The organism is Colwellia sp. MB3u-55, from assembly GCF_014076785.1.
GTDB lineage: Bacteria > Pseudomonadota > Gammaproteobacteria > Enterobacterales > Alteromonadaceae > Colwellia_A.
The window spans coordinates 95,423-120,954 of sequence record NZ_JACGUS010000103.1 but is presented as its reverse complement, the minus strand read 5'-3'; the positions used below and the strand labels follow the sequence as shown (position 1 = coordinate 120,954).

Genomic DNA, 25,532 nt, shown 5'->3' with positions numbered 1-25,532 from the left:
ATAATAATATTACCTGTTTATATCATGCTGAATACGTATGTAATTTGTTGTGTCAGTTTTTTGGTTGTGATTATATGACTCCATCGTGTGTTACTCTCATAAGAAAAATAATAAATGAAAAACAAACCTCAACTCAGTTTTTGGCAAATATGGAATGTTAGCTTCGGCTTTTTGGGCGTTCAATTTGGCTTTGCTTTACAAAACGCTAATGTCAGTCGAATACTTTCAGACTTGGGTGCTGACCTGCACTCTTTATCTTTATTTTGGTTGCTCGCTCCTATTATGGGTTTACTTATCCAACCTCTCGTCGGCGCAGCGTCAGATAGAACATGGAATAAGTTTGGTCGCCGTAACCCCTATATATTAATCGGTGCCATATGCGCAACTGTCGGTATGTTATTAATGCCAAACGCGCCGTTATTTGTCTCTGTTATCACGCCAATGATTTTTGGTGCGATGATGTTAGCGGTTATGGACGCATCTTTTAATATCGCTTTCCAACCTTTTAGAGCGCTAGTGTCTGATATGGTGCCCGATAATCAAATGAACAAGGGTTATGCTATCCAAGCCTTTTTGATTAATATTGGTGCCGTTATCGGCTCTATACTGCCATTTGTTCTTACAAATGTTGTTGGTTTAGAGAATACCTCACAGCAAGGTAGTATTGCTCCATCTGTTGTTTGGGCATTTTATATTGGCGCCACGGTTTTATTAGGCTCGGTGTTATGGACGGTTTTTAAAACTAAAGAATATTCACCTAAAGAATATTATGAATTCAAAGGAATGGATGCTGAACAAGTTGCCAAAGAACAAGCCATTGAAAAGTCGTTAATTGAAAAACTAACTGACTTCGTTGGCTTAATGAAAACTATGCCTGAGGTAATGAAGCGTTTAGCACTCGTACAGTTTTTCTCTTGGTTTTCTCTATTTATAATGTGGGTTTATACCATGCCAGCCATTGCTCAACAGGTTTGGGGCATAGACGTAAAATGGTTTGACCCAACCTATATCAGCTCTGTTGGTGGTATTCCCAATGATATCGCTGCAGCAAAAGGCGCAGCAGGTGACTGGGTAGGTATTTTGTTTGCAGCGTATTCTTTGTTTGCGGCGTTTTTCTCAGTTGTGCTGGCCAAGCTTGCCAATACCTTTGGCCGAAAAGCGGTTTACTCGTTTTCCTTACTCGCCGGTGGCTTAGGTTATTTAAGCTTTATGTTTATCAATAACCCTGAACCAACTTTAGTCAATTTATTGATCACCGAAATCACGGTGCCACAAGGCGCGGTTACTTTATTTATTCCTATGATAGGTGTAGGTATTGCTTGGGCGGCTATTTTAGCAATGCCCTACACAATACTTGCTGGTGCATTACCTGCCAACAAAACCGGTGTATACATGGGGATTTTTAACTTTACCATTGCCGCGCCACAAATTATCTCAGGAATTTTTGCTGGCTGGATATTAAATTCAGTTTTTGAAAATCAGGCAATAAATATTATTATCTTAGCGGGTGTCTCTATGGTACTTGGCGCTGTTTCCGTTTATTTTGTCAAAGAAAAAAGCGAGTAACCTCTACTCGCTTTTGTTTGTAGGTTAGGGCTCTACCTAAAATTTTTTAGTGAAAAACTAACCTATATAAACGCTATAAAACATCAATTACCACTGCCACAAGATTGACGAACCACAAGTGTGGTTGCCATCAACTCTGTTTTTGCTTCTTCACCATTCACTAGTGCTAAAAGCTTCTCTACTAATAACTCCCCTGCTAACATCGTATCTTGTTTAGCCGTAGTTAAGGTCGGAAAAGTAAAACTAGCAACCGGAATATCATCAAAACCAAACACGGCTATATCTTCGGGTACGCGCATATTGTGTTCTTGCAAAGCGCGCATGGCGCCCACGGCAATTAAATCACTGGCTGCCATAATAGCATCAAAACTTTCACCACCCTTGATAAGATTTAATGCAGCGTTATGGCCAGATTCTTCGGTAGAAATCGCGTCAAATTGAAGTTGGGTATTAACGACTAAGTCGTGATCAGTTTGCGCTTTACAATGACCTAAATAACGATCTAAAAATTCAGGAGAGCCCGTTGAAATACCGCCTAGAAAAGCAAATTTTTTGCGGTTATTATTAATGACATGTTCGGTGAGTTGATAGCCTCCTTGGAAGTTATCGCAACCGACAGAAACAACATCGAGGTCTTTTACTTCAGCCCCCCAACGAACAAAATGGGTTTCTTGCTCTATTAACTGAACAAGCTTTTCTTCGTAATCGGTGTAGTCACCGTAACCCAACAAAATTATCCCGTCAGCTTTACGGGTATCTTCAAAGTCAGCATGCCAATCGTGGCTCATTTGCTGAAAAGAGACTAATAAATCATAGCCCTTATTACCACAAGCTCGGGTAATGCTGCCTAACATTGACATAAAAAAAGGATTGATTAATGAGTCATCGTTGGTTGGGTCTTCAAACAATAACAAGGCAATGGTGACACTACGTTGAGTACGTAAACTGCTGGCGTTTTTATCTACTTTGTAATTAAGTTCTTTGGCAATGGCTTGAACACGTAGCCGTGTTTCTTCATTTACTAACGGACTATTACGTAGTGCTCTTGAGACTGTTGACTGAGAAACGCCCGCACGATAAGCAATATCAAACGAAGTATTTTTAGCTTTAACCATTAAATTAACCAATAACTTATTAATAAATATACTACTTAGATACTAACTTAGCCCTCTAGCCTTGTATACCTTATTAAGAGTAAAGCAAAAAATTACTCAGCTGATAAACGACGACTTTCATTAAATTTTAATGGTAGCGAGTAAGTCATCACCCTGAACTTTTCATCAAGCGCCAATAATCATCAAAAATGCATACGTATGCATGGCAAATAGTGCATAAATCCATCATGCATACGTATGTAGTTTATTGCTCTAATTTCTAACATCGGCATAATTTAATCATCACGTTATTTATTGTGGAAAAAATTCGTACAACTGATGCAAATAAAAAATAAGGATGAATAAAGTCCTATATATACGCCACAGATTTTAAATAAACAGGAAACAAATCAAAACGTCAGCAACGAAGAAGACGGTTTTTGATGATAAAAATTTATTATGATAAATAAAAAAATAAAAAGTAGCACCGCTGATATTACCGCCACAGAGTTAAAAAAACGCATTCAGCACCATTTGAATAGTACCTTAGGTGATCGCGTTATTTGTGAAGACGCCTACAAAAACACACCACAAAACAAGCAGGCTTATTGGCAAGCGACATCAATGGCGCTTAATGAAATTATTATTAATAAACTGCAAGCAAGTAAGGTTCAACAAGCAAAATCAGCGACTAAAAGTATTAACTACCTGTCACTTGAATATTTGATGGGGCGACTACTCTCTAACAACTTACATAATTTAGATTTATATAAAAATACCGAAAAGGCCCTTAAATCACTCGGTTTTGATTTAGCCGACTTATGTGAAGAAGGGGCTGATTTAGCACTAGGTAATGGTGGATTAGGCCGTTTAGCTGCATGTTTTCTTGATTCATTAGCGACACTTGATTACAACGCTATGGGTTACGGCATTCATTACCAACATGGTTTATTCAAACAAAGTTTTAAAGACGGACACCAAATAGAACAGCCTGATATGTGGCGTGAGTTTGGTAGTCCTTGGGAAATTTGCCGTTCTGAATCTATCCAGCTTATCCCCGTTTATGGTTATGTTGAACAACAAGCACAAACCAACGGTAGTTTAACATCGGTTTGGCGTGCAGGAAAAATGCTCAAAGGGGTTCCTTGGGATATTCCTATTGTTGGCTATAACTCGTCAACCGTAAATGCTTTACGCTTATGGGAATGTCGCGCAGACTCTGCCTTTGACTGGGATACCCTTAATCAGGGTGACTATTTACAAGCCCACCACGATCAAGTCAATGCTGAAACTGTATCTAAAGTCCTTTATCCTAATGACGAACACGATGCGGGTAATGAATTACGCTTTATTCAACAGTACTTTTTCTGTGCTTGTTCAATTAAAGACATTATTAGTCGTTATCAGCTGCAGTTTGGTCCACTTACCCAAGGAAGTAGTACAAACTTTGCTGAAAAAGTAGCGATCCAACTTAACGATACCCACCCTACCATTGCCATTTTAGAGTTAATGCGCGTATTACTTGATGAGTATGACTTCTCATGGCAAAACGCCTGGCAATTAGCCGGTAAAGTATTTTCTTATACTAACCACACCCTGTTACCTGAAGCGTTAGAAAAATGGTCTGTTTCATTATTTGAGCGCGTATTACCACGCCATTTAACTATTTTATATCGTATCAACGAAGCATTTTTGAATGATGAAGTGAATGCGATGTGGCCAAACAACGAGGCAATGCGCGCTCACCTTTCAATTATTGAAGAAGGTGAACAACGTAAAGTGCGTATGGCACATTTATGTGTCATTACTTCACATAAAGTTAACGGTGTTGCTCAAATCCATTCAGACTTAGTAAAAAAAGATCTATTCCCAGAATTCAACCAACTTTGGCCAGAGAAGTTAACCAATGTAACTAATGGTATTACCCCAAGACGTTGGTTGAAATCATGTAACCCATTACTGTCTGAATTACTATCAAAGCATGTTGACGATGATTGGGCTAAAAACTTAAACAGCTTATCTTCATTATCAACCCTTGCTGATAATGCCAGTTTCCAAAAGAAATTCATGGCAATTAAACATCAAAACAAAGTGGCATTAACCACTGAAATTAAAACATTAACCGGTATAGATGTGAGCCCAGAGGCCATTTTTGATGTCCAAATTAAACGACTTCATGAATACAAACGCCAGCACCTTAATTTATTGCATATCTTAGCGCTATACCACCGTTTATTGTCTGATCCTGACTTACCTATGCAACCACGCGTATTTATCTTTGGTGCAAAAGCAGCGCCGGGCTATCAGTTAGCCAAAGAAATTATTTACGCAACCAATAAAATTGCTGAAAAAATCAATAATGACTCCCGCATTAAAGACAAATTAAAAGTGGTGTTTTTACCTAACTATCGGGTCAGTTTAGCCGAAAAAATAATTCCGGCAGCCGATGTTTCAGAGCAAATATCAACAGCAGGTAAAGAAGCCTCTGGTACTGGCAATATGAAGCTCGCTCTCAACGGTGCCGTAACCATTGGAACTTTAGATGGCGCAAACATTGAAATAGCTGAAGAAGTTGGCGACGACAATATTTTCATCTTTGGCTTAACCGTTGATGAAGTTAAAGCCCTAGATAACAACGGCTACAACCCTTATCACTTTTATGAAACGAATAATGAAATCAAAGCCTGTTTAGACTGGTTAGACACGGACTACTTTACGCCAGGTCATATGGGAGAATTATCTTCGATTAAACAAAGTTTCCTTGGAGGTGGCGATCCGTACAAAGTGCTGGCTGATTTTGAAAGCTACAGTGACGCTCAACAAGCTTTAGGTGTCGCTTATCAAGACAAAAAACGTTGGGCAAAAATGGCCATTTTAAATACAGCGTTCATGGGTAAATTTAATTCTGATCGCTCGATTGAAGACTATGTGAAAAACATTTGGTTTTTAACACCGAGCGCTTAAGCATTAATTATTAAGAAAACTGAGGAAAACATATGAGTTTATCTGTAAATGACATCAAAGCTTTAGTCAGCGCTTGCCATAAGACACCTTACGAAGTTTTAGGGTTAAATGCTGACCAAAACACTTGTTATTTACGGATCACTTGCTACTTTCCTCACCTTAACGATATTGACGCTGTTGAGATAATGGCCATAGCCCCTAATAAAAAATCAGCGCAACTTAATAGTAATGCACAGATAAAATCATTAGGTAAGTTGGTGAAAATTCATCACAGTGGACTTTACTCACTGAAGCTACGTCGTAAAAAATTATTCACTTATAAACTTAAGCTAACCTATGCAAACGCATCATGGTTAATTGACGATCCCTATCAGTTTTCAGCTACCTTAGGGGAGCTTGATATTTACCTGCTGCAACAAGGTAATCATCAAAAACCTTACGAGAAATTAGGCGCTCATCAGCAAAATAAAACCCTTAATGGCCAAAAAATTCAGGGTGTTTCGTTTGCTGTTTGGGCACCTAATGCCAGTCATGTTTCTTTGCTTGGTGACTTTAATCACTGGGATGAACGTAGCCATGCCATGCAAAATATCACCTTGGGCGATGTCGCTAGTGGCTATTGGAATATATTTATCCCACAAGCGTCAGTTGGGCAACAATATAAGTATGCGATTAAAGACAAAAACGGCAACATGTTACCATTTAAAGCCGACCCTTATGGCAACCAAGCCCAATACCGTCCTGACACAGCATCAATTATCAGTGCAAAAGATAATTACCTTTGGCAAGACCAAGATTGGTTAGCTAAACGTGAAAAACATAACAGTAGAAACGCTGCAATTTCAATTTACGAAGTCCATTTAGGCTCTTGGCGCCGAGATAAAAATAACGAATTTTTAAATTACCGTCAGATAGCTGACCAGCTTATTCCTTACACTTTATCAATGGGCTTTACCCATATTCAGCTGATGCCAGTCAGTGAATTTCCATTTGATGGTTCATGGGGATATCAACCCGTTGGCTTGTTTGCACCAACAGCTCGGTTTGGTAATGAAGCTGACTTTCAGTATTTTGTTGATACCTGTCATCAAGCCAATTTAGGCTTATTGATTGATTGGGTACCGGGACATTTTCCAAGTGATAATCACGGTTTAGCGACCTTCGATGGTACTCATCTTTTTGAGCATGAAGACCCCAGACAGGGATATCACCCCGACTGGAATACCCTTATTTATAATTACGAGCGTGTTGAAGTTGCCAATTTTTTGCGAGCAAATGCCCTGCATTGGTTAGATAAATACCATGTTGACGGTATTCGCGTTGACGCAGTTGCCTCAATGCTTTATCTCGACTACAGCCGCAAAGAAAATGAATGGATCCCTAACATCCACGGAGGCAGAGAAAACTTAGCCGCTGTCGACTTTTTAAAACGCTTTAACGAAGAACTCTATCAACAATATCCTGGTACATTTTCTGTTGCAGAAGAGTCTACGTCATGGCCGGGTGTTTCTCGCGCGACCCATGATGGCGGTTTAGGCTTTGGTTATAAATGGAATATGGGCTGGATGAACGACAGTTTACAATACATGCAGCGTGAATCTGTGCATCGTTGCCATCACCATAACGAACTTAGCTTTAGCCTAGTTTATGCCTTTGATGAAAACTTTATTCTACCACTTAGTCATGACGAAGTTGTTCATGGTAAAGGCTCTATTTTACAAAAGATGCCTGGCGATGATGCTTGGCAACAGTTTGCCAATATACGCGCTTATTACAGTTTTATGTGGGCACATCCCGGTAAAAAACTCCTCTTTATGGGCTGTGAATTTGCCCAAGGTAAAGAATGGGATCATGACCACGAACTTGATTGGCATCAACTTGACGTTCACTGGCACAGTGGCGTACAGCGACTGATTAAAGCGTTAAATAAGGTTTATTGCAACACGCCAGCACTCTATGAAAAAGATTGCCAAAGCGAGGGTTTTCGTTGGTTAGATCATCAAAACAGCGAACAATCAATTTACAGCTTTATTCGTTTTGGCAATGACGCCCAAGAGAATGCGGTTGTCGTGGTATGTAACTTTACCTCACAAACCCATCATAACGTTAAGTTAGGGGTACCAAAATCGGGAGAGTACGTCGAATTACTTAACTCGGACGCTGAAATTTATGGCGGCAGTAACACCTTGAACCTAGGTATTTTACCGAGTGTTGAATTGGCCTGGCAAGGTCAGCAACACTATATAGACATTACTGTACCGCCGTTAGCGACAGCGATGTTTATCCTCAAAGATGTACGTTTACCACTTGAGGGTAAATAATGACAACTTGCGCAATTAACACTGCATACAAAGTAACTTCGGGGCGTTCGTATCCGATGGGTGCTTCACTGGCTAAAAATGGTCTGGGCTGTAACTTTGCCCTATTTTCTGCACATGCAACAAAAGTAGAACTTTGTCTATTTTCAGGTGACGGTAAATATGAACTACAGCGTATTGAATTACCTGAGTTTACCGATGATGTTTGGCATGGTTTCGTTGAAGGGATCGCAGAAGGTTGTTTATATGGCTACCGCGTACATGGTCCTTTTGAACCTCATAATGGCCATCGTTTTAATGCTAATAAATTATTGTTAGACCCCTATGCTAAAAAATTGCACGGTAGCTTTATCCGCAGCGACCTTAATTTTAGTTATGATCTAAAAAGCACCCAAAAAGATTTAACCGTTGATAATCGTGATAATTCGGCGACTATGCCAAAGTGTGTGGTTGTTTCACCATTACTGTTTAGTCAAACGCATCCACAAGTTCGTCGCCGTGACACCATTCTTTATGAATTACATGTTAAAGGCTTTACCCAACAAAATCCCGATGTACCCATTGAGCTACGCGGAACATTCGCGGGTCTTGCTAATAAAAAGGTTTGCCAGTATTTAAAGTCTTTAGGGGTAACCAGTATTGAACTGCTGCCCGTGCAACAGTTTATTAATGAGGACTTTGTCCAAGACAAAGGGTTAACTAATTACTGGGGCTATAACACCATTTCATTTTTTGTTCCGCACGCCGCTTACTGCCATTCAGGTGAGGTTGGCGAGTTTCGTTCTATGGTTGAAACTTACCATGAAGCAGGTATCGAAGTTATTCTTGATGTGGTTTATAACCATACGGCAGAAGGTGATGAACTTGGTCAAACGCTGAGCTTTAAAGGCATAGACAATGCTAGTTATTATCGTTTACACCCCGCAGACAAACGCTATTATGAGAATTTTTCAGGGTGCGGCAATACCATTAATGTGCAGCACCCTCGTGTTATTCAACTGATCACTGACAGTTTGCGCTACTGGGTTGAAATCATGGGCGTTGACGGTTTTCGTTTCGACTTAGCGCCAGTACTAGGGCGCGATGCACCTGATTTTAAAGCCAACAATCACTTTTTTACCAGTATAAGACAAGATCCTATCTTATCAAGAGTTAAACTTATTGCCGAACCTTGGGATGTCGGTCATGGCGGCTATCAACTAGGCCGTTTTCCCAATAGCTGGTTAGAGCTAAACGATCGTTTTCGTGACTCTTGTCGACGCTTCTGGCGAGGTGAACAAGGCTTAGTTGCAGAGTTTGCTAAACGTTTGCACGGCTCAAGTGACATTTTTGAACAGCCCAGTCGTCGACCTAGTGCCAGTGTAAATTTTATTACTTCACATGATGGTTTTACCTTAACCGATTTAGTGAGCTTCAATAACAAGCAAAACAAGGCGAACGGCGAACAAAACCATGACGGCCATAACAGTAACTTTAGTCATAATTTAGGGACTGAAGGGCCAACCGACAATTGTAGAATTAGTCTGTTACGCCGCCAGCAAAAACGCAATTTACTGACCACCCTCTTTATTGCTCAAGGCACGCCGATGTTACTCAGTGGCGATGAACTCAATAATAGCCAGCGCGGTAACAATAATGCTTACTGCCAAGATAATGAAATATCGTGGCTAGATTGGCAAAGCCCACAAGCACAGCAAGAATCAGATTTTGTTAAAAAATTAATTGCACTGCGAAAAGCACATCCGCTATTAAACAGAACACATTATCAACACGGTGTAAAAGTAAGTGAACATACCGGTTTAGCTGATATCAGTTGGTTAAATTGTCACGGTAAAGCGATGACTAAAGACAATTGGCATGATCAATCCATCAAGTGCTTTGCAATGATGTTAGCCAATACCGAGCGCTCATCTACTCCTGAACATCAGCAAGACGATGCCCTACTGATTATTTTTAATGCTCATCAGCGCAGTATCAACTTCTTATTGCCAGTACTTAACGGTTACTGGCAAGTGCTCATTGATACCGCTGTTGATAATCAAGAATACAGTTACGCTGACAAAAAATCGCAAAAAAACATTAGACACCCCGCTATTACCATTGCTGAACATAGCTGTGTGGTATTGCGGTATTTACATAGCCCAAAAGACAAATAGCAATACGGTTCTGCGTTAAGTAGTTGAATCGTAGATAACAAAATCACCACAAGCATTGGCAAAAGTATTCCTTTAGCCACTCAAAAAGAATAGAGTATTAAACTTATGAATTTGATAGAAAAACTTGCCGACCTAGTTGGCTTTCACAGAAGTTACACTGATAGTTATGGGCACCAAGTTCCGGCAAACGAAAGTGCTAGGCATAGCCTACTTTGTGCTATGGGTTATGACCTGTCTAATAACCATACTATCAATAACAGTATTACCGCCTTACAAGAAGATAGCTGGCGTAAAATGTTGCCTGGCGTCCATATTGCTAAGCTTGAAGAACACAGTCACACTATTATTATTAGCCTACCGGTAGATGAAAGTTTAAAAGTTACTTGGCAGATAACTACTGAGCAAAGCGAAATCTTAACGGGTGAAGTGTTGGTTAGCGAGTTAATTTTCCAAGAAAAAAATCAGCTTGCCGATAAAGAATATCGAAAGCTTGCCTTAACACTCCCTTTGTTATCGCAAGGTTATCATAAGCTTAAGCTGAGTTATGGCCAACAAACAGCAAGTTGTCATTTGATTTTTGCGCCTAAAACTTGTTATAGCCCACAGGAAGCCTCACCAGAAAAAATGTGGGGATATGCTGCGCAGTTATATTCACTCAAAAGTGAAAGTAATTGGGGAATGGGCGATTTTGGTGATTTAAAAACACTGGTTAAAAATTCTGCCGAGCAAGGCGCTGCCGCCATAGGTTTAAATCCGTTGCATCCCTTGTATCAAAATAATCCCGCACATCGCAGCCCTTATTCCCCGACCAGCCGTTGTTTTCTCAATAGTTTGTATATTGATGTTACCCAGGTACCTAACTTTTCCAGCTGCAAGGCCGCTCAACTTCGCTTTAACAGTGATGAATTTCAAGCAAAAGTTAACTTCGTCCGTAACACTGAACTTATCGATTACCCTGGCGTTGCTGATGTTAAATTTGAAATTATTGAATTACTCTTTGAAGACTTCATTCAAGCGAATAATGACCAGAATGTAAGCGCGACCTACCAAGAGTTCAGCGACTTTAAAGCCGAGCAAGGCGATGATTTATTACTGTTAACCACCTTTGACGCCTTATATGAGTATTTTAGAATGATTGATTCTAATGCTTATGGTTGGAAAATGTGGCCGAGTGAGTTTCAATCACCACATTCAGCACAAGTCGCTGCTTTTCAACAACAGCATGCTAAACGTCTTGATTACTTTGCTTTTTTGCAATGGCTAGCTCATCGCCAGTTAACTGATGTTGCCGCATTAACAGAACAAGCTGGCATGCCGATTGGTTTATATCTAGACCTTGCGGTTGGTTGTGACGGCTCGGGCGTTGATGTTTGGTCTGATAAAGATGTTTATGTGTCTGGTGCAGCGGTTGGTGCTCCACCCGATGCTATGAATACCTTAGGGCAAGATTGGGGGCTAACGCCGATTAACCCCGTAGCACTGCAGCAACAAGGATATTTACCCTTAATAAAGGCACTGCGCAGTAATATGCAATATGCAGGTGCTTTACGTATTGATCATATTTTAGGTTTAATGCGTCAATATTGGGTAGCGCCGGGCATGAAAGCCGATCAAGGTGTTTATATTACCTTTCCATTTAAAGATATATTGCGCATTATTGCCCTTGAATCTCGTCGTAATGACTGTGTGGTTATCGGCGAAGACTTAGGCACGGTGCCCGATGGCTTTAGTGAAATAATGGCCGCCGCAGGTTTACTATCATACAAGGTGCTATTTTTTGAGCGTTGGGAGTCGGGTTTATTTAAACGCCCGGAGTTGTATCCAGCCCAATCTATGGTAACCGTGTCAACACACGATTTACCTACCCTTACCGGTTGGTGGACTGGACGTGATTTACATTGGCGACAAGCATTGAATCTATATCCATCAGACGAAATGGGCCAACAAGAACGCCAAGCTCGTATACAAGACCGTAGCTTGTTAGTTGCAGCCTTAGCAGACTTAGACGTTATCGATGTAACAAAAGCGCCGCAACAAAGTCCGGCAATAATCAATACTGAATTATCAATTGCCGTCCAGAAATATATGGCGAAAGCACACAGCCATATCCAACTTATTCCATTAGAAGACACCTTAGAGATTGTTGAACAAGTTAACATTCCCGGCACTATCGATGAACACCCTAACTGGCGTCAAAAATTACCGGTAACTATGACTGAGTTTTGGCAAAAAGATTCTGTTAAATTGCTTGCACAAGCGATGCAAAAAGCCAGACCAAAAAGCTAATATTAGTCATAATGTCGATTTTAATGAACACCATAATGGATGAGAATATAATGATAATAACAAATAGTACATTCACATTAAAAAAATCAAAGATTGCGCTACTTATCTTAAGTGGCCTATTTCTTAGCGCTTGTAATGAAACTAAGCCAATTCACATAGAAAAATCAGCCAGCTTAAGTGAGGCAAAAGCCTTACCACTTAAAAATGCTGACGATTTAGCTCCTTATTTAAATAGAAATATACAAGATGAAGTTTTTTACTTTGTTATGCCCGACCGTTTTTATAATGGCAACACCGATAATGACCAAGGTTCTAAGACCGACATAATATCTGCTGGTGGTTTTGATAAAGCCGACAAAGGCATGTATCACGGCGGTGACATTCAAGGTTTGCAGGCTAAACTGCCTTATTTGAAAGGTATGGGGATTAGCGCTATTTGGTTAACACCTATTATGCGTAATCAGGCCATGCAAGGTGATTCTTCGGGTTATCATGGTTACTGGATCTTAGACTTTAATGAAATTGACCCACATTTGGGCAGTAATGAAGATTTAAAACGTTTCATTAACGCTGCACATAAAGAGAATATAAAAGTATTTTTTGACATTATTACTAACCACACCGCTGACGTTATTAAGTATGTTGAATGTCACGGCGAAGATGGCTTACAGTATTTGATGAAAGAAAATGATGGCTGTTTATATAAAACACTTGCTCAAGTGGCAGCGGGTGATACTTATCAAGCCGTTATTCCTAAAGGCCAAGAAAACCTTAAATCACCCGCTTGGTTAAATGATAAAAAATATTATCACAACCAAGGAGATACAACCTATGAAGGCGAAAACTCGATATATGGCGACTTTAGTGGCTTAGATGATATTGATACTAATTCACCTGAAGTGGTTACAGGCATGACCGAAATATTCAAAAATGTCATCAGTGAATTTAAACCTGATGGTTTTAGAATTGATACCGTAAAGCACGTCAATATAGAGTTTTGGGCAGATTTTGCCCCTGCGCTTGTTGACCACGCAAAAGCGATAGGTATTCCAGAATTTTTTATGTTTGGTGAAGTATATAGTGGCGATGTTAAAGAATTAAGTGCTTATACCACAGTAGGTAAAATGCAGTCTGTACTTGATTTTTCCTTACAGTTTGCTTTACAAGACACCCTTATTAAACAGCAAGGAACACATAAACTCGTTGAGGTGTTCGAGAATGATGCTTACTATAATGACAGTGACAGTAATGCCAATCAGTTGCTTAACTTTACCGGTAACCATGACATGGGACGTTTTTCTGGCATGTTGAAAAGTAGTGATTTCAACTATAGCGAAGCAGAAATTATTCAACGCACCTTGCTAGCCCATGCGATGGTTTACTTTCTGCGTGGCGTGCCAATTGTCTATTATGGCGACGAGCAAGGTTTTGTTGGTGATGGCGGAGATAAAGACTCTCGCCAAGACATGATGCCTTCCTTGGTAGACAGCTACAACGATGATGATTTACTCGCAAATATTAAAACGACCGCTGATGACAACTTTGATGAAAATCATCTATTTTATAAGACATTTGCTGAGTATGCAGATATCTATTATCAATACCCAGCACTTAGGTTTGGCGAACAAAAATTCATAAATGCTGATAATAAGCCGGGGGTTTTTGCGGTATCTCGTACATTAAAAGACGAAGAAGAAATCATTATTGTCTTTAATACAGCAAAAACAGAAAAGTCTGTCGCGTTAGGCTTTACCCTCAAAAATGGCAAAAAAATATACCCAGCCTTTAAAAGTGATGAGTTTGTCGATGGAACATTAACCGTTCCCCCGTTAAGCTTTGCAATTTATCAGGTCAGGTAGCTGAAGGTTTAGTATTTTTTGCACAGATAAAGAAAAACCAAGGCGCTATGGGAGTGTCCTTGGTTTTTAATTTATTCTTTAATTAGTAAACTATTTCATTATTTGCTGTTTCACCTCCTTATCTTATTTAAATAAATGATTGAACACACCTTTACCTTCACTTATACCAACACTTAATAATTATTAGCCACTTGCTCGGTGTTACTGTGCAGCTTTATTACCACACGTCGGTCATAAAAACTGACTTCTTGTTGAGTGTTAGCCACTACCGGCGCTTGCTCACCAAAAGCAAACAGTTTAATGCGTTCTGCTTTAACGCCTTGGTCAATTAAGGCATTTTTAACGGTGTTAACACGAGCAATAGACAGCGCTTGGTTTGATTTTTTATTACCTTGTTTATCGGTATAACCCGATAAATCGATAAAGAGTTTTGGCGATTGTTGTAACATTTCTGCCAAAGCAACGATTTGACTTTTATAGTGCGGCTGTAAGTCACTAGAGCCAGTTGAAAATTGTAAACTCATCAGTAAATTTTCAGCTTGTAGTTGACTGGCATTTTGGTGTTTTTTATCAAAGTTTTGTTCTAAAACCGATAATTCTAATTGATGATTTTGTTCAGAGCGTTGTAAATTGCGGCGGAACTCGTTTGCAGCCTGCAAATAATCATGCTCTTGCTTTTTCAATGACGCCTGTAGTTCACTCAAATTTTCTTTATCGTTTTGTGTTTTCGCAATAAGTGTACCGGTCGCTCCCACTAAAATAGCGCCAATAGGACCACCAAATATCGCGCCAATGATCATGCCGCTACCTAAGCCAATACTTTCTTTATCTCTGTCACTCAGTTCAACCGAATCGCTTGCTGTTAAGTTTGACTTTTCAAAGGCGTATGCGGAATGACTTAATGTCGGTGCAGCAATAAGCGCTGTGATTAAGAAAAGTTTCGCTGGGTTTAATTTACTGTTAATTTTTTTCATGTTAATTCCTAAATGATTAAGGTGTTTTTTGTTGACGAGGTAATTAAAACAAGAAAAATAGGCTTTGAAACGACACAAAAAAGGCAAAGTAATGAGCAAATGTGGCAACAATGTGGCAATTACAACAATTGCGCGCATTTATAAAAAAACTCTTATATAGTGCCTTAAAATAAGTTAACCAATAGAGTCGTATAGAGTGTTAAAACGAATTGCCATAGTCGAAGATGAAGCCGCTATAAGAGAAAACTATGCGGATGTGCTGCGCGTTCAAGGTTATCAAGTGCAGACCTTTGCTAATAGAGAAAACGCCTGTAAGGCCTTTGCAATAAGTTTGCCTCACCTTGTGATATTAGATATTGGCTTAGAGCAAGAATATGACGGCGGTTTTACCCTATGCCAATGGCTTAGGAATATATCAACGACCTTGCCTATTATTTTTTTAACTGCGCGTGATAATGATGTTGATACGGTGTCAGGATTACGTATTGGCGCTGACGATTATTTAACTAAAGATATTAGCCTGCCACATTTATCAGCGCGCATTGCAGCCCTCTTTCGTCGCCAAGAAGCACTAAAACAGCCAACTGCTGAAAGTAGTTTACTCACATTAGGGCCGCTAACTATCGACAATCAACGAATGAGCATTATTTGGCAGCAACAAAGTGTTGATTTAACGATCACCGAATTTTGGATGGTCTTTGCCTTAGCTAAAAACCCCGGACATGTTAAGAACCGTCAACAACTGATGAAAGACTCCAACATCTATGTCGACGACAGTACCATTACTTCCCATGTAAAACGCATTCGTAAAAAATTTAACCAAATAGATAAAGACTTTAACTGCATAGAAACAGTTTATGGCATGGGCTATCGTTGGAACAAAGATGAAAAATAAGCTCAATTTTCGTTTCGGCTTACGAACTAAGCTTCTACTCCTGTCTAGTTTTCTCTTTGCCATTCCCTGGTTTGGTTATCAATACGTATGGGAAATGGAAAAGTATTTACGCTTTGGTCAAGAACAAACAATCATAGGAACAGCAAGAGCCCTCGCGACTTCGTTGCATGAACGCCCTAACCTTTTTAATAACCAAGCCAGTTTTTTACCCGATGTTGAAAAAGGTAAAGACCTTTACGGTTATCAATTATCTCAAGCGATAAATCTCGACGGTTTACCCAACGACTGGCCAAGTTTTCAAGAAAAGTCCCACTACTATGGGGTTAATAACCAGCTTGGTCAGCAATTAAGCGTTGATAAGCTCACTAATCATTTCAGTGCCGCTGTTGGAAAATATGATAAATACTTATACTTTTTTATTCAGGTGATCGACGATACGGTTATTTATCGTGATGAAAATGCTCGAGCCATCAACAAAAATGATCATCTGGAATTATCATTCAACGATATTAATGGCAATTTCCAACGTTTTATCGTCAGTAATAAAAATCAGGGGTGGCTTGCTGCCTATCGCATTAATGACCTTGAAAGTAATGAACGGCTTCAATTTCCAAGACCCGTTAGCTTCATTCAGGGCCAATGGCGCGATACCGAGCAAGGTTATAATATTGAACTTCGCATCCCTTTAACTAAAATCAGTGACCGCTTAGCCTTTGCCATTCATGATGTTGATACGCCATTGAGTGCAGCCACAACAATAATAGGCAGTGCAGATCCAAGTAGCGCAGCAACCTTAGGCACCATTTTGGTGCCGTCACCTGAAATTGAACGCATAGTAAAGGGCATGAGTTACACACAGTCACGTATTTGGGTGGTTGATCAACATCATCGCGTACTAGCAAAAAGTGGCGACATAAAAAAAGCCAGTGGCTTATGGCAAAAAAACATCAATAACTCTGATAACGATGGCTCTTGGTATGCTTGGACACAAAAATACTTACAACCGTTATTTCAACATTTGCTCAACAAACCTCAAGATGATTTTATTGACCGTCTTTACGACACGCAAAACCTAACGGGTGAACATATTGAAGCCGCACTTGCGGGTATGCCAAAATCTCAATGGCGATTAACCACAGATAAAAAAGCGGTAATCATATCAGCTGCATACCCTATTTATATCAGTGATAAGGTCAACGGTGCGGTCATTGTTGAAGAAACAACCAATGGCATTCTCAGTGTACGAAATAAAGCCTTAGAGAAATTGTTTACGTCAATTTTAGCGATTATGTTATTGGGTGCTTTCGCTTTTTTCTTTTTTGCGTCACGTATTTCAAATCGCATTCGCCAACTGCGTAATCAGGCAGAAATTGCTATTGATGAACACGGTCGAATCAATAACGAGATAGCCGAGAGTATGCAAGTATCAACAGCCAATGATGAAATTGGCGACCTCTCTCGCAGTTTTTCTACGGCAGTAAATCGTTTAAGCCAGTACAATCATTACTTAGAAAATATGTCGTCACGACTCTCACATGAACTCCGCACCCCGATAGCGATTGTTAGAACATCCTTAGAAAATTTGTCTTTACAAGCCTTACCTGAGAAAAGTTCCGCTTACATTGACCGTGCCCAAAGTGGTATTAATCGCTTAAACAATATATTAACCAATATGAGTGAAGCGACTCGTCTTGAACAAATGCTCAATCAAACTGACAAGGTCAGTTTTAATCTCTTTGATGTGCTTAATGGTTGTGTACAAGGATATCAGCAGATATACCCTAACTTTACTATTGAGTATTTGGCCTCAGATAAAAAAGTAATGTTGGCGGGATCGCCTGAGCATATAGCGCAATTATTAGATAAGGTTGTCACTAATGCCGTAGAGTTTAGTGATGATAATAAACTTTTCATAACGACAGCGTTGAAAAACAAAGACATCACCATTCACGTTAGCAATAACGGCACGTTATTACCCGACACGATGGAAGAGCGACTTTTTGATGCTATGGTTTCAATGCGTGAAACACCGCAAATGAAAGAAGATAAGACTCCTCATTTGGGCTTAGGCTTATATATTGCCCGCTTGATTTGTGAATTTCATCAGGGGCATATCGTGGCAAGTAATCATCATAATCCGCAAGGTGTCACGGTGTCGATTACCTTGCCATTGCAGGTAAAGTAATTATTTACTCTATACCTAAATATTTATGTACTTGAACGGATAAACGCCAATTATTTTCAATACAGCTTTTTATTGCTAACGCTGTTGCCCGTTCTTTTTGGCTGATCGGTTGCAAATAAACTTGGGTGTTAACAATATTATGTTCGGCTAATAACGCTTTTAAGTCGTCTATATGCTGCTCAGTCGCCACTGGATGTTTAATTTCATTGGCACGTAACATCGCTGAGTTTAATATTTTGTAGCCACCCTTCATGTTTACTTTGGGTGAAACAGTCACCCAGCACTTATCCGTCACCTGTATTTCAAAAGTACCCGATGTTTCTAATTGACAACTAAAACCATTGGTTTCAAGTGCTTGGCACAGAGGGAGTAAATCAACCATCGCTGGCTCACCGCCTGTGATAACAATGTGTTTGGCTTGATAACCTTCTGCCGTTATCATCGCTAAAATATCTTTAACCGTAAGCGCTGACCACGTTTGAGATTCAGCTTCTTTTGTTAACATAGCATTCGGTGTTACTTCATCTTCAAGGTTTATTGCCCAAGTATGCTTAGTATCACACCACGAGCAAGCAACGGGGCAACCTTGTAAACGGATAAAAATTGAAGGTTGACCGGTAAAAGCGCCCTCTCCTTGAATAGTTTCAAATAATTCATTAATTTTGTATTTTACGGTCATCGGGGTTTTTGCCTGTTTATTGCTGGTGTAAATTGAAGTAAAATGCGCGATATTAATTATACCCTAAGAGACTTTAGAAATGACAAACAAAGTTGTTGTTATTTATTCTGGTGGCATGGACTCATTCACTGTTCTTAATCGCGCCTTGCATGATGGCAAAGAAGTGTTCGCATTAACCTTTGATTACGGACAGCGTCATGTCAAAGAAATTGAATTTGCCAGTACGGTTTGTCAATCACTTGATGTAAACCATAAAATTATCGATATATCATCTATTAATCAATTGCTTGCTGGTTCTTCATTAACCGACAATATTGATATTCCTGAAGGTCATTACGAAGCTGAAAGTATGAAATCAACGGTTGTACCTAACCGTAACATGATTTTGTTATCACTTGCGGTCGGTTATGCCGTTTCAGTGGGGGCTAGCCAAGTTTATTACGGCGCACATTCAGGAGACCATGCAATATATCCTGATTGTCGTCCCGAATTTGTAATGAAAATGAATGAGGTGTGTAAAATAGCTAACTACGAGTCAGTAGAAATATTTAGCCCTTATTTAACGGTTACTAAAAGTGATATTTTAACCGATGGATTAAAAATGGGCTTAAGCTATGATAATACTTGGACGTGTTATAACGGCCGTGAAAAAGCCTGTGGAAAATGTGGTGCCTGCCAAGAGCGTTTAGAAGCTTTCAGTGATAATAATGTTACCGATCCGTTAAGTTACGAATCTTGATAAATAAAAGATAAAACACGGCAAGGTGTTTTATCTTTTTTCTGTACTGACCAAAGAAATATTACGCTTAAAGCTTATGAAAATAAGGCATTGTGTAGCTTTTCAACGGTTTCATTTGCTTGTTTCTCGTCGACTAAGAAACATAAGTTATGTTCACTGGCGCCATGACAAATCATCCGCACGTTTATCCCTGATATAGTTTCAAAAATACTGGTACCAACGCCATTACTGCGATGCATTTTATTTCCTATAACCGCTATTAACGATAAACCGTGCTCTACGGTGACTTCACAAAGCTGTTCTAATTCTTCAACAACGGTTGAATTTAAAAGCGCTTGCGTCGACCCCGTTGGATTATCAAAGGTTAGCGCAATACTGATTTCACTGGTGGTAATTAAATCAACACTCAGTTCATGTTTGGCTAAAATACCAAAGACTTGTGCAAGAAAACCACTAGCATGTAGCATAGCAGGACTCTTTACCGTTACTAATGTTTGCTCTCTACGTAAGGCTATTGAGCGGTATATTGGGCTCGATTCAACAAACTGTTGAATGCGTGTGCCGCCCTTCTCTGGTTCCTTACTTGAACCAACAAAAACCGGAATATTCTTTCTCATCGCAGGAATGAGTGTTGCCGGATGAAGAATTTTTGCGCCAAAGGTCGCCATTTCAGCCGCTTCGCCAAAACTGATTTCTTTAATAGCACGGGCATGCTCGGTAATACGTGGGTCTGTGGTAAAAATACCGACAACATCAGTCCAAATAGAAAGATTATCGGCATGTAACGCTTCGGCTAAAAGTGCCGCACTGTAATCAGATCCACCACGGCCTAGGGTTGTCGTATGACCGTCCTCGTCTTGACCAATGAAACCTTGGGTAACGATAACTTTATCAACCAGCAAAGGCATAAGAAATTGCTGTGCGTTATTAGCGAGCATCTCAAGGTTAACAACGGCTTTACCGTATAATGCGTTGGTTTTCATGACTTGGCGAACATCAAACATTTCGCCATTAACACCAACAGATTTAAGGACTTGTGCAAAGATACATGAACTCATTTGTTCACCAAATGACAAAATTGCATCGGCTATGCGTGGGCAATAATTAAGTGATTGCGCGTTAGAGAACTCGCTTAACTCATTTAGCAGTTGATCAATTTGAAAGTTTAGCTGTGTTTCTTCAGCTAAATGTTGGGTAATATTAAATTGGATAGCGCGAATACTGCTAATGATTGTTAATTGTTCATGCTGAGATACATCTTTTTGACTTAAACGAACCAGTAAATTAGTAACGCCTGAACTTGCAGATACGACAACAACTTTGTTACTTGCATCGTTTTTAATGATCTGAGCGCATCGTAACATCGCTTGATGATCAGCTAGACTTGTGCCGCCAAATTTTGCAACAGTAAAAGGTAATAATGACATCTAAGGTCTCCCTAATTAAGCCCCCAGTAATAATTATAGGGTAACTTTATAAACTTCAAGGAAGAGCATGGCTGAATTAAGAAGTGTTCTTGGTAAGATAAACTAAACTTTTCAGCCAGAAGCTCTCCACCATAATCTAATTAGCACTTAACATACTAACTAGAGGTGACAATCCTAGGGATTCAGCCCTAGTAACCGAATAAATAACGCCACTCGCTAATTACTCTCGGCAATAGTCTCCCTCAATAACAGTCAAAAGAATGGTGGTTCTTCGTGTTATCTACCTAGCTACTGCTCCTCTTCTGGTTGATTATTAAAAACATACAATTTGAGTATTTATTCTAATAACCGACATGTGGATTAAATCCTATCTGTAATAATAAATCAACAGGCTAAGTCGATCTTTTTTAGAAATAATAGCTTAATAGTATTACCCATAGTTCAACTAAAGCATGGCTAGCCTTTTATATAAAAATTAACGGTTGCTGCAGCGCATTAATTTTATACCACCGACATCCGTTGAAAAACCAAGATTTTTATAAAAGCTCTCCAGTTCAGGTAAGCAATATAATTCAAAATGTTTTACTTTGATTAATTTATCATGGTTTTTAACCAGGCTCATCAATTGCTGACCGATACCATTACCGCGATGAGAGGCGCTTACAATCACATCAAAGATTATTGCTTTATAGATAAAGTCGCTTAGAATTCGCGTAAAACCAATGAGCTCATTGTCTACATCGAGAATACCAATACAAATTTGAGAACCACGAATACAATTTTGAGTGTCTTCGAGTGAGCGTTCTTTACCCCACCATACACTTCTATAAAGCTGGTGAACTTGCTTTATATGGTCGTCAGAAAATCTATAAATTATGGTCATCTTTAATTTTTAAACTCAATATTCACTGACCTATTAACAGACAGTAATTAGCCAGCAACATTATTTAATAAGGGTAACACCCGCAACTTCTACCACTGTTTTTGCATCAGCACGTTCAATAACTTTTAATAGTGTTGTTTGAATAGTTTCATCTTTTCTCGCATCACCTTTACTGGTAAATTTTTGCTCTTGTGGAGCATCACCTTCAGCGGCAATAAAACCAACCACAACTTCAGTAGCACAATCAGCTGACTGACCAAAATAAGCTAATGAAATTTGTGGGTAGCCTTGAAATCCTTTCTTAACTCTTTTATCAATACGTTTAGTCGATTTGTCTAAGTTCATAATAATTATCCAAAAAATAACGCAATATTAGCGCGAATAAAACAATAGTTATCTAAAATCATAAATGATTTATCAATATAAGCTAAACCCTACAACATATGCTGAACCAATAAGATGAACATTAATACTACATGAGGAAATGCAACAGTAGGTCTTATTGATTGACAGGCATATTCTTTAATTAAGGCAAGACCTGATAAGCTAACTTTATGATATTCACAGTTAAATTGACATACATTTTCACTACTGTCGGCTAAAATATATATTTCTAACTATAAAAGCCGTGTCTCAATACGTGATTGAAATGTCTTCCAAACAGCATCTTAAAGCCATAAAACAACTAAGATTAAAAAGATAGGAATCATGATTACATTCGATATAATGGCTAATAGTAAAACGATAACGGCAATAATTTTTATATAAAGCGAATGTTTTTCATAGCTGTCAAACTGATTCAGGAGTAAGGACCATTCTGAGCTGAATTTATTTTTTTCAATTTTTTCCTCTTATAATTAGAATAAATTTTTACAACACGTAGCACGATACAATAAGTTTTTAATTAAAAATGTAAATAATAAAAACTAAAATCGATTTGTATACGTATAATTAATAATAACCAACTTAATGGTAAATAAAATGTTTGGAATATTTAAAAAAGACCCGATAAAAAAATTAAACAAACTCTATGAAGCTAAGCTTGAGCAAGCGATGTTTTCGCAAAGAAATGGAGATATAAAATCATATTCGATGATCACTGCTGAAGCTGAAAAAATAGCCGTGCAAATTAAAGATTTAGAAGATTCAAAAAAGAACTAACGCGGTAATAGCGAACATATCCCGCCAATTCATTTAAGGTGATGGCGGGATTTTATTGCTTGCCTTTTTAAATCAATGTTTATCTGCTTGCAGTCCTCAGTAAACTCAATTGATTAATAATTCGTAATGATCAGCCTTTTTGGTAAAGCCAACCCTTCTCAAGTAAAGTTCATGTGCATCATCTGATGGTTCAACGATTAAATGTTTAATACCTTCTTGTCTTAGTTGATTTTGTTCAGCTGAGAACATAAATTTTGCTGCTTTAAAATCTCGGTCTTCGGGGATGATATAGTCGAGTAGCACTTCAACCTTACCGTCCTCATCTAACTCCCGATAAGCAAATAATCCTACGGGCTTCATGTTCCTAAACAATAACAATACCACGGCATCATCAAGTTGCTGCCACTGAAAGTTTTTACATAAGCCAATGATATCTTTACCGTAACGTTCCTTTAACAAGTTGAAAAAAGATGATTCCACCGATTTTAGTTTAATTAAATCAAATTGATCTTTCTCTTGATAGATACGGATTAAATAGTAGACATCAACCAAAGCAATCCAGCCGTTTAAAATAAAAACAGGGTAGGCATCAATAAAGTACCCATAAACACTAAAGGCAGCAGCACCAAATAGATTGATCCAACGCAATCGCTTGATATTAGACATCATTAACGATAAGGCGATTAGCACACTTGCGACATAACCAAAGGCTTCTAACAGGGACATGACAATACTCTTTTTAGTAAAACAACAGGGATAGTATAATAATCTGACCAAATGGTCAGAAAAACACGATTAGATCTTGACACATGAGTCAGGAAAACACAATATATGGCTAATAAATGTATTTAACAGCTAGTTATGACTCAACTATAATACTAAATAAAAGCAATACATAGCTATGCTATTAGCAACCAATTAACAAACTTAAAAGTATGGACGTTTACATAATTGTTACCTAATGCTTTTCAACTCAATTATTATCTAAAGGGATCACTATGCACTTACCTCAAAATATCATTCGTCAAAAACGTAATAAACAAGCTTTAACTGTAGATGAAATTCAATGCTTTGTTGATGGTCTTAAAACAGGTGATTTCACCGATGCACAAGTTGGCTCAATGGCTATGGCAATTTGGCTTAATGGCATGACAACTGATGAAGTTGTTAATCTAACCATGGCTATGCGTGATTCGGGTACCGTTGTTGATTGGCATAATAAATTAGACAAACCCATCGTAGATAAACATTCAACCGGTGGTGTTGGTGATAAAGTAAGCTTAATGCTAGCCCCAATAGTGGCAGCATGTGGGGCTAATGTGCCAATGATTGCAGGGCAAGGTTTAGGTCATACTGGTGGTACGGTTGATAAATTAGAGGCCATCCCAGGTTTTAATGTTCGCCCTAGCCTTGCAGAGTTCCAAGCAACAGTTAAGGAGCAAGGCACAGCAATTATTTCACAAACCAAAGATTTAGCACCAGCCGACAAACGCCTTTATTCAATTCGTGACGTAACGAGCACAGTAGAATCCATCCCATTGATCACCGCTTCTATTTTATCAAAAAAATTAGCGGCTGGCCTCGAGTCATTAGTCATGGATGTAAAAGTAGGCAATGGTGCGATGATGGCCGATATTGAATCAGCTCAAGCATTAGCTCATTCAATTGTCTCAGTCGCCAATGGCGCAGGAACACCGACACAAGCATTAATCACTGATATGAATCAGCCGCTAGGTACCACAGTGGGTAATGCACTTGAAATACAAGAAACTATTGACTATTTGACTGGAAAATATCGTGAGCCAAGGTTGCATGAAGTCACCATAGCCCTCGCTGCTAGAATGTTATTAACCAGTAAAATAGCCAGTGATATTGAACAAGCGACAACGTTAGCCGAAGAGGCATTAACATCAGGTAAAGCCGCTGAAATATTTGGCAAAATGATCACCGCGATGGGTGGCCCAGCTGATTTATTAACCCACAGTGAAAGTTTACTACCTAAAGCTAATATGACTAAAAACATCGTCGCCTCAAAAGCTGGTTACATTGGCATTATGGATACTCGTGCTATAGGTATGGCATTAGTAGAAATGGGTGGTGGTCGTGTCGACCATAATCAAAGCTTAGATTACAGTGTCGGCTTTAGTGATATTAAACCAAAAGGCACGAAAGTCGCTGAAGGCGACATCATTGCTATTGTTCATGCCAAAGATGACGCACAAGCAACTCAAGCGATTAAACAATACTTAAATGCGGTTGAGATTTCAGTAGCGCCAGTTATTGTTGAACCTGTAATACATCAACTCATTACCTAATTATTGATGCTCAACTGAGATGAATCCATTA

General features: G+C 39.0%; 18 protein-coding genes and 1 riboswitch. Of the genes, 11 read left to right on the top strand and 7 right to left on the bottom strand.

The window, feature by feature from the left end; translation table 11 throughout:
• Nucleotides 1-114: 114 nt before the first annotated feature.
• Nucleotides 115-1,566, top strand: a complete 1,452-nt coding sequence (locus H4J66_RS07035; RefSeq protein WP_182172379.1) for an MFS transporter — start codon at nucleotides 115-117, stop codon at nucleotides 1,564-1,566.
• 83 nt (nucleotides 1,567-1,649) lie between these two features.
• On the opposite strand, the gene H4J66_RS07030 is transcribed toward H4J66_RS07035, so the two are convergent.
• Nucleotides 1,650-2,681 (bottom strand): LacI family DNA-binding transcriptional regulator, encoded by a 1,032-nt coding sequence (locus H4J66_RS07030; RefSeq protein ID WP_182172377.1) that lies wholly within the window; start codon nucleotides 2,679-2,681, stop codon nucleotides 1,650-1,652.
• 438 nt (nucleotides 2,682-3,119) lie between these two features.
• Between H4J66_RS07030 and H4J66_RS07025 the strand changes: the two genes are divergently transcribed.
• The 5 genes from H4J66_RS07025 (at nucleotide 3,120) to H4J66_RS07005 (ending at nucleotide 14,243) form a co-directional block, all read left to right on the top strand.
• The gene (locus H4J66_RS07025; protein WP_182172375.1) at nucleotides 3,120-5,624 is read left to right on the top strand and encodes a glycogen/starch/alpha-glucan phosphorylase; all 2,505 of its coding nucleotides are present in this window, start codon (nucleotides 3,120-3,122) and stop codon (nucleotides 5,622-5,624) included.
• A gap of 32 nt (nucleotides 5,625-5,656) precedes the next feature.
• Nucleotides 5,657-7,945 carry a 1,4-alpha-glucan branching protein GlgB gene (gene glgB, locus H4J66_RS07020; protein WP_182172373.1) on the top strand — a complete coding sequence of 763 codons (2,289 nt, stop codon included), beginning with the start codon at nucleotides 5,657-5,659 and terminating at the stop codon, nucleotides 7,943-7,945.
• Complete coding sequence (gene glgX, locus H4J66_RS07015; protein ID WP_220463229.1) at nucleotides 7,945-10,098, top strand: glycogen debranching protein GlgX; 2,154 nt, start codon at nucleotides 7,945-7,947, stop codon at nucleotides 10,096-10,098. The genes glgB and glgX overlap by 1 nt, the downstream gene beginning before the upstream one ends.
• 105 nt (nucleotides 10,099-10,203) lie before the next feature.
• Nucleotides 10,204-12,384: a 4-alpha-glucanotransferase gene (malQ, locus tag H4J66_RS07010; protein ID WP_182172370.1), complete on the top strand. Its 2,181-nt coding sequence runs from the start codon at nucleotides 10,204-10,206 to the stop codon at nucleotides 12,382-12,384.
• A gap of 50 nt (nucleotides 12,385-12,434) precedes the next feature.
• Nucleotides 12,435-14,243, top strand: a complete 1,809-nt coding sequence (locus H4J66_RS07005) for an alpha-amylase family glycosyl hydrolase (RefSeq protein WP_182172366.1) — start codon at nucleotides 12,435-12,437, stop codon at nucleotides 14,241-14,243.
• Nucleotides 14,244-14,416: 173 nt separating this feature from the next.
• Here H4J66_RS07005 and pdsO read toward each other — a convergent pair whose 3' ends face one another.
• Nucleotides 14,417-15,217: a sortase-associated OmpA-like protein PdsO gene (pdsO, locus tag H4J66_RS07000; protein ID WP_182172364.1), complete on the bottom strand. Its 801-nt coding sequence runs from the start codon at nucleotides 15,215-15,217 to the stop codon at nucleotides 14,417-14,419.
• Between the two features lie 196 nt (nucleotides 15,218-15,413).
• Between pdsO and pdsR the strand changes: the two genes are divergently transcribed.
• Together pdsR and pdsS are read left to right on the top strand one after the other, a co-directional pair.
• Nucleotides 15,414-16,112: a proteobacterial dedicated sortase system response regulator gene (pdsR, locus tag H4J66_RS06995; protein WP_182172361.1), complete on the top strand. Its 699-nt coding sequence runs from the start codon at nucleotides 15,414-15,416 to the stop codon at nucleotides 16,110-16,112.
• On the top strand, nucleotides 16,102-18,297 hold the full coding sequence (pdsS, locus tag H4J66_RS06990; protein ID WP_182172358.1) for a proteobacterial dedicated sortase system histidine kinase: 2,196 nt from the start codon (nucleotides 16,102-16,104) through the stop codon (nucleotides 18,295-18,297). Before pdsR ends, pdsS begins: the two co-directional genes overlap by 11 nt.
• Before the next feature lie 4 nt (nucleotides 18,298-18,301).
• On the opposite strand, the gene queE is transcribed toward pdsS, so the two are convergent.
• Nucleotides 18,302-18,976: a 7-carboxy-7-deazaguanine synthase QueE gene (gene queE, locus H4J66_RS06985; RefSeq protein ID WP_182172356.1), complete on the bottom strand. Its 675-nt coding sequence runs from the start codon at nucleotides 18,974-18,976 to the stop codon at nucleotides 18,302-18,304.
• Nucleotides 18,977-19,055: 79 nt separating this feature from the next.
• Between queE and queC the strand changes: the two genes are divergently transcribed.
• Entirely contained in the window at nucleotides 19,056-19,715 is a 660-nt protein-coding gene (gene queC / locus H4J66_RS06980) for a 7-cyano-7-deazaguanine synthase QueC (protein ID WP_070376829.1), read from the top strand.
• A gap of 74 nt (nucleotides 19,716-19,789) precedes the next feature.
• On the opposite strand, the gene lysC is transcribed toward queC, so the two are convergent.
• From lysC to H4J66_RS06965, 3 genes are all read right to left on the bottom strand, one after another.
• Entirely contained in the window at nucleotides 19,790-21,142 is a 1,353-nt protein-coding gene (gene lysC / locus H4J66_RS06975; protein WP_182172353.1) for a lysine-sensitive aspartokinase 3, read from the bottom strand.
• A 111-nt stretch (nucleotides 21,143-21,253) separates the two neighbouring features.
• Nucleotides 21,254-21,452, bottom strand: a riboswitch (Lysine riboswitch).
• A gap of 165 nt (nucleotides 21,453-21,617) precedes the next feature.
• Nucleotides 21,618-22,025: a GNAT family N-acetyltransferase gene (locus H4J66_RS06970; RefSeq protein ID WP_182172350.1), complete on the bottom strand. Its 408-nt coding sequence runs from the start codon at nucleotides 22,023-22,025 to the stop codon at nucleotides 21,618-21,620.
• A gap of 60 nt (nucleotides 22,026-22,085) precedes the next feature.
• Complete coding sequence (locus H4J66_RS06965) at nucleotides 22,086-22,370, bottom strand: hypothetical protein (RefSeq protein ID WP_070376826.1); 285 nt, start codon at nucleotides 22,368-22,370, stop codon at nucleotides 22,086-22,088.
• Nucleotides 22,371-23,006: 636 nt separating this feature from the next.
• On the opposite strand from H4J66_RS06965, the gene H4J66_RS06960 reads away from it, so the two are divergent.
• Complete coding sequence (locus H4J66_RS06960; RefSeq protein ID WP_182172347.1) at nucleotides 23,007-23,186, top strand: DUF6435 family protein; 180 nt, start codon at nucleotides 23,007-23,009, stop codon at nucleotides 23,184-23,186.
• 105 nt (nucleotides 23,187-23,291) lie between these two features.
• Here the strand turns inward: H4J66_RS06960 and H4J66_RS06955 are convergent, their stop codons facing one another.
• Nucleotides 23,292-23,912, bottom strand: a complete 621-nt coding sequence (locus H4J66_RS06955) for a hypothetical protein (protein ID WP_070376823.1) — start codon at nucleotides 23,910-23,912, stop codon at nucleotides 23,292-23,294.
• Between the two features lie 272 nt (nucleotides 23,913-24,184).
• Here H4J66_RS06955 and deoA point away from each other — a divergent pair, with 272 nt between their 5' ends.
• A complete protein-coding gene (gene deoA, locus H4J66_RS06950; protein WP_182172344.1) occupies nucleotides 24,185-25,501 on the top strand; it encodes a thymidine phosphorylase in 1,317 nt (438 codons plus the stop codon).
• The last annotated feature ends 31 nt before the right edge of the window (nucleotides 25,502-25,532 follow it).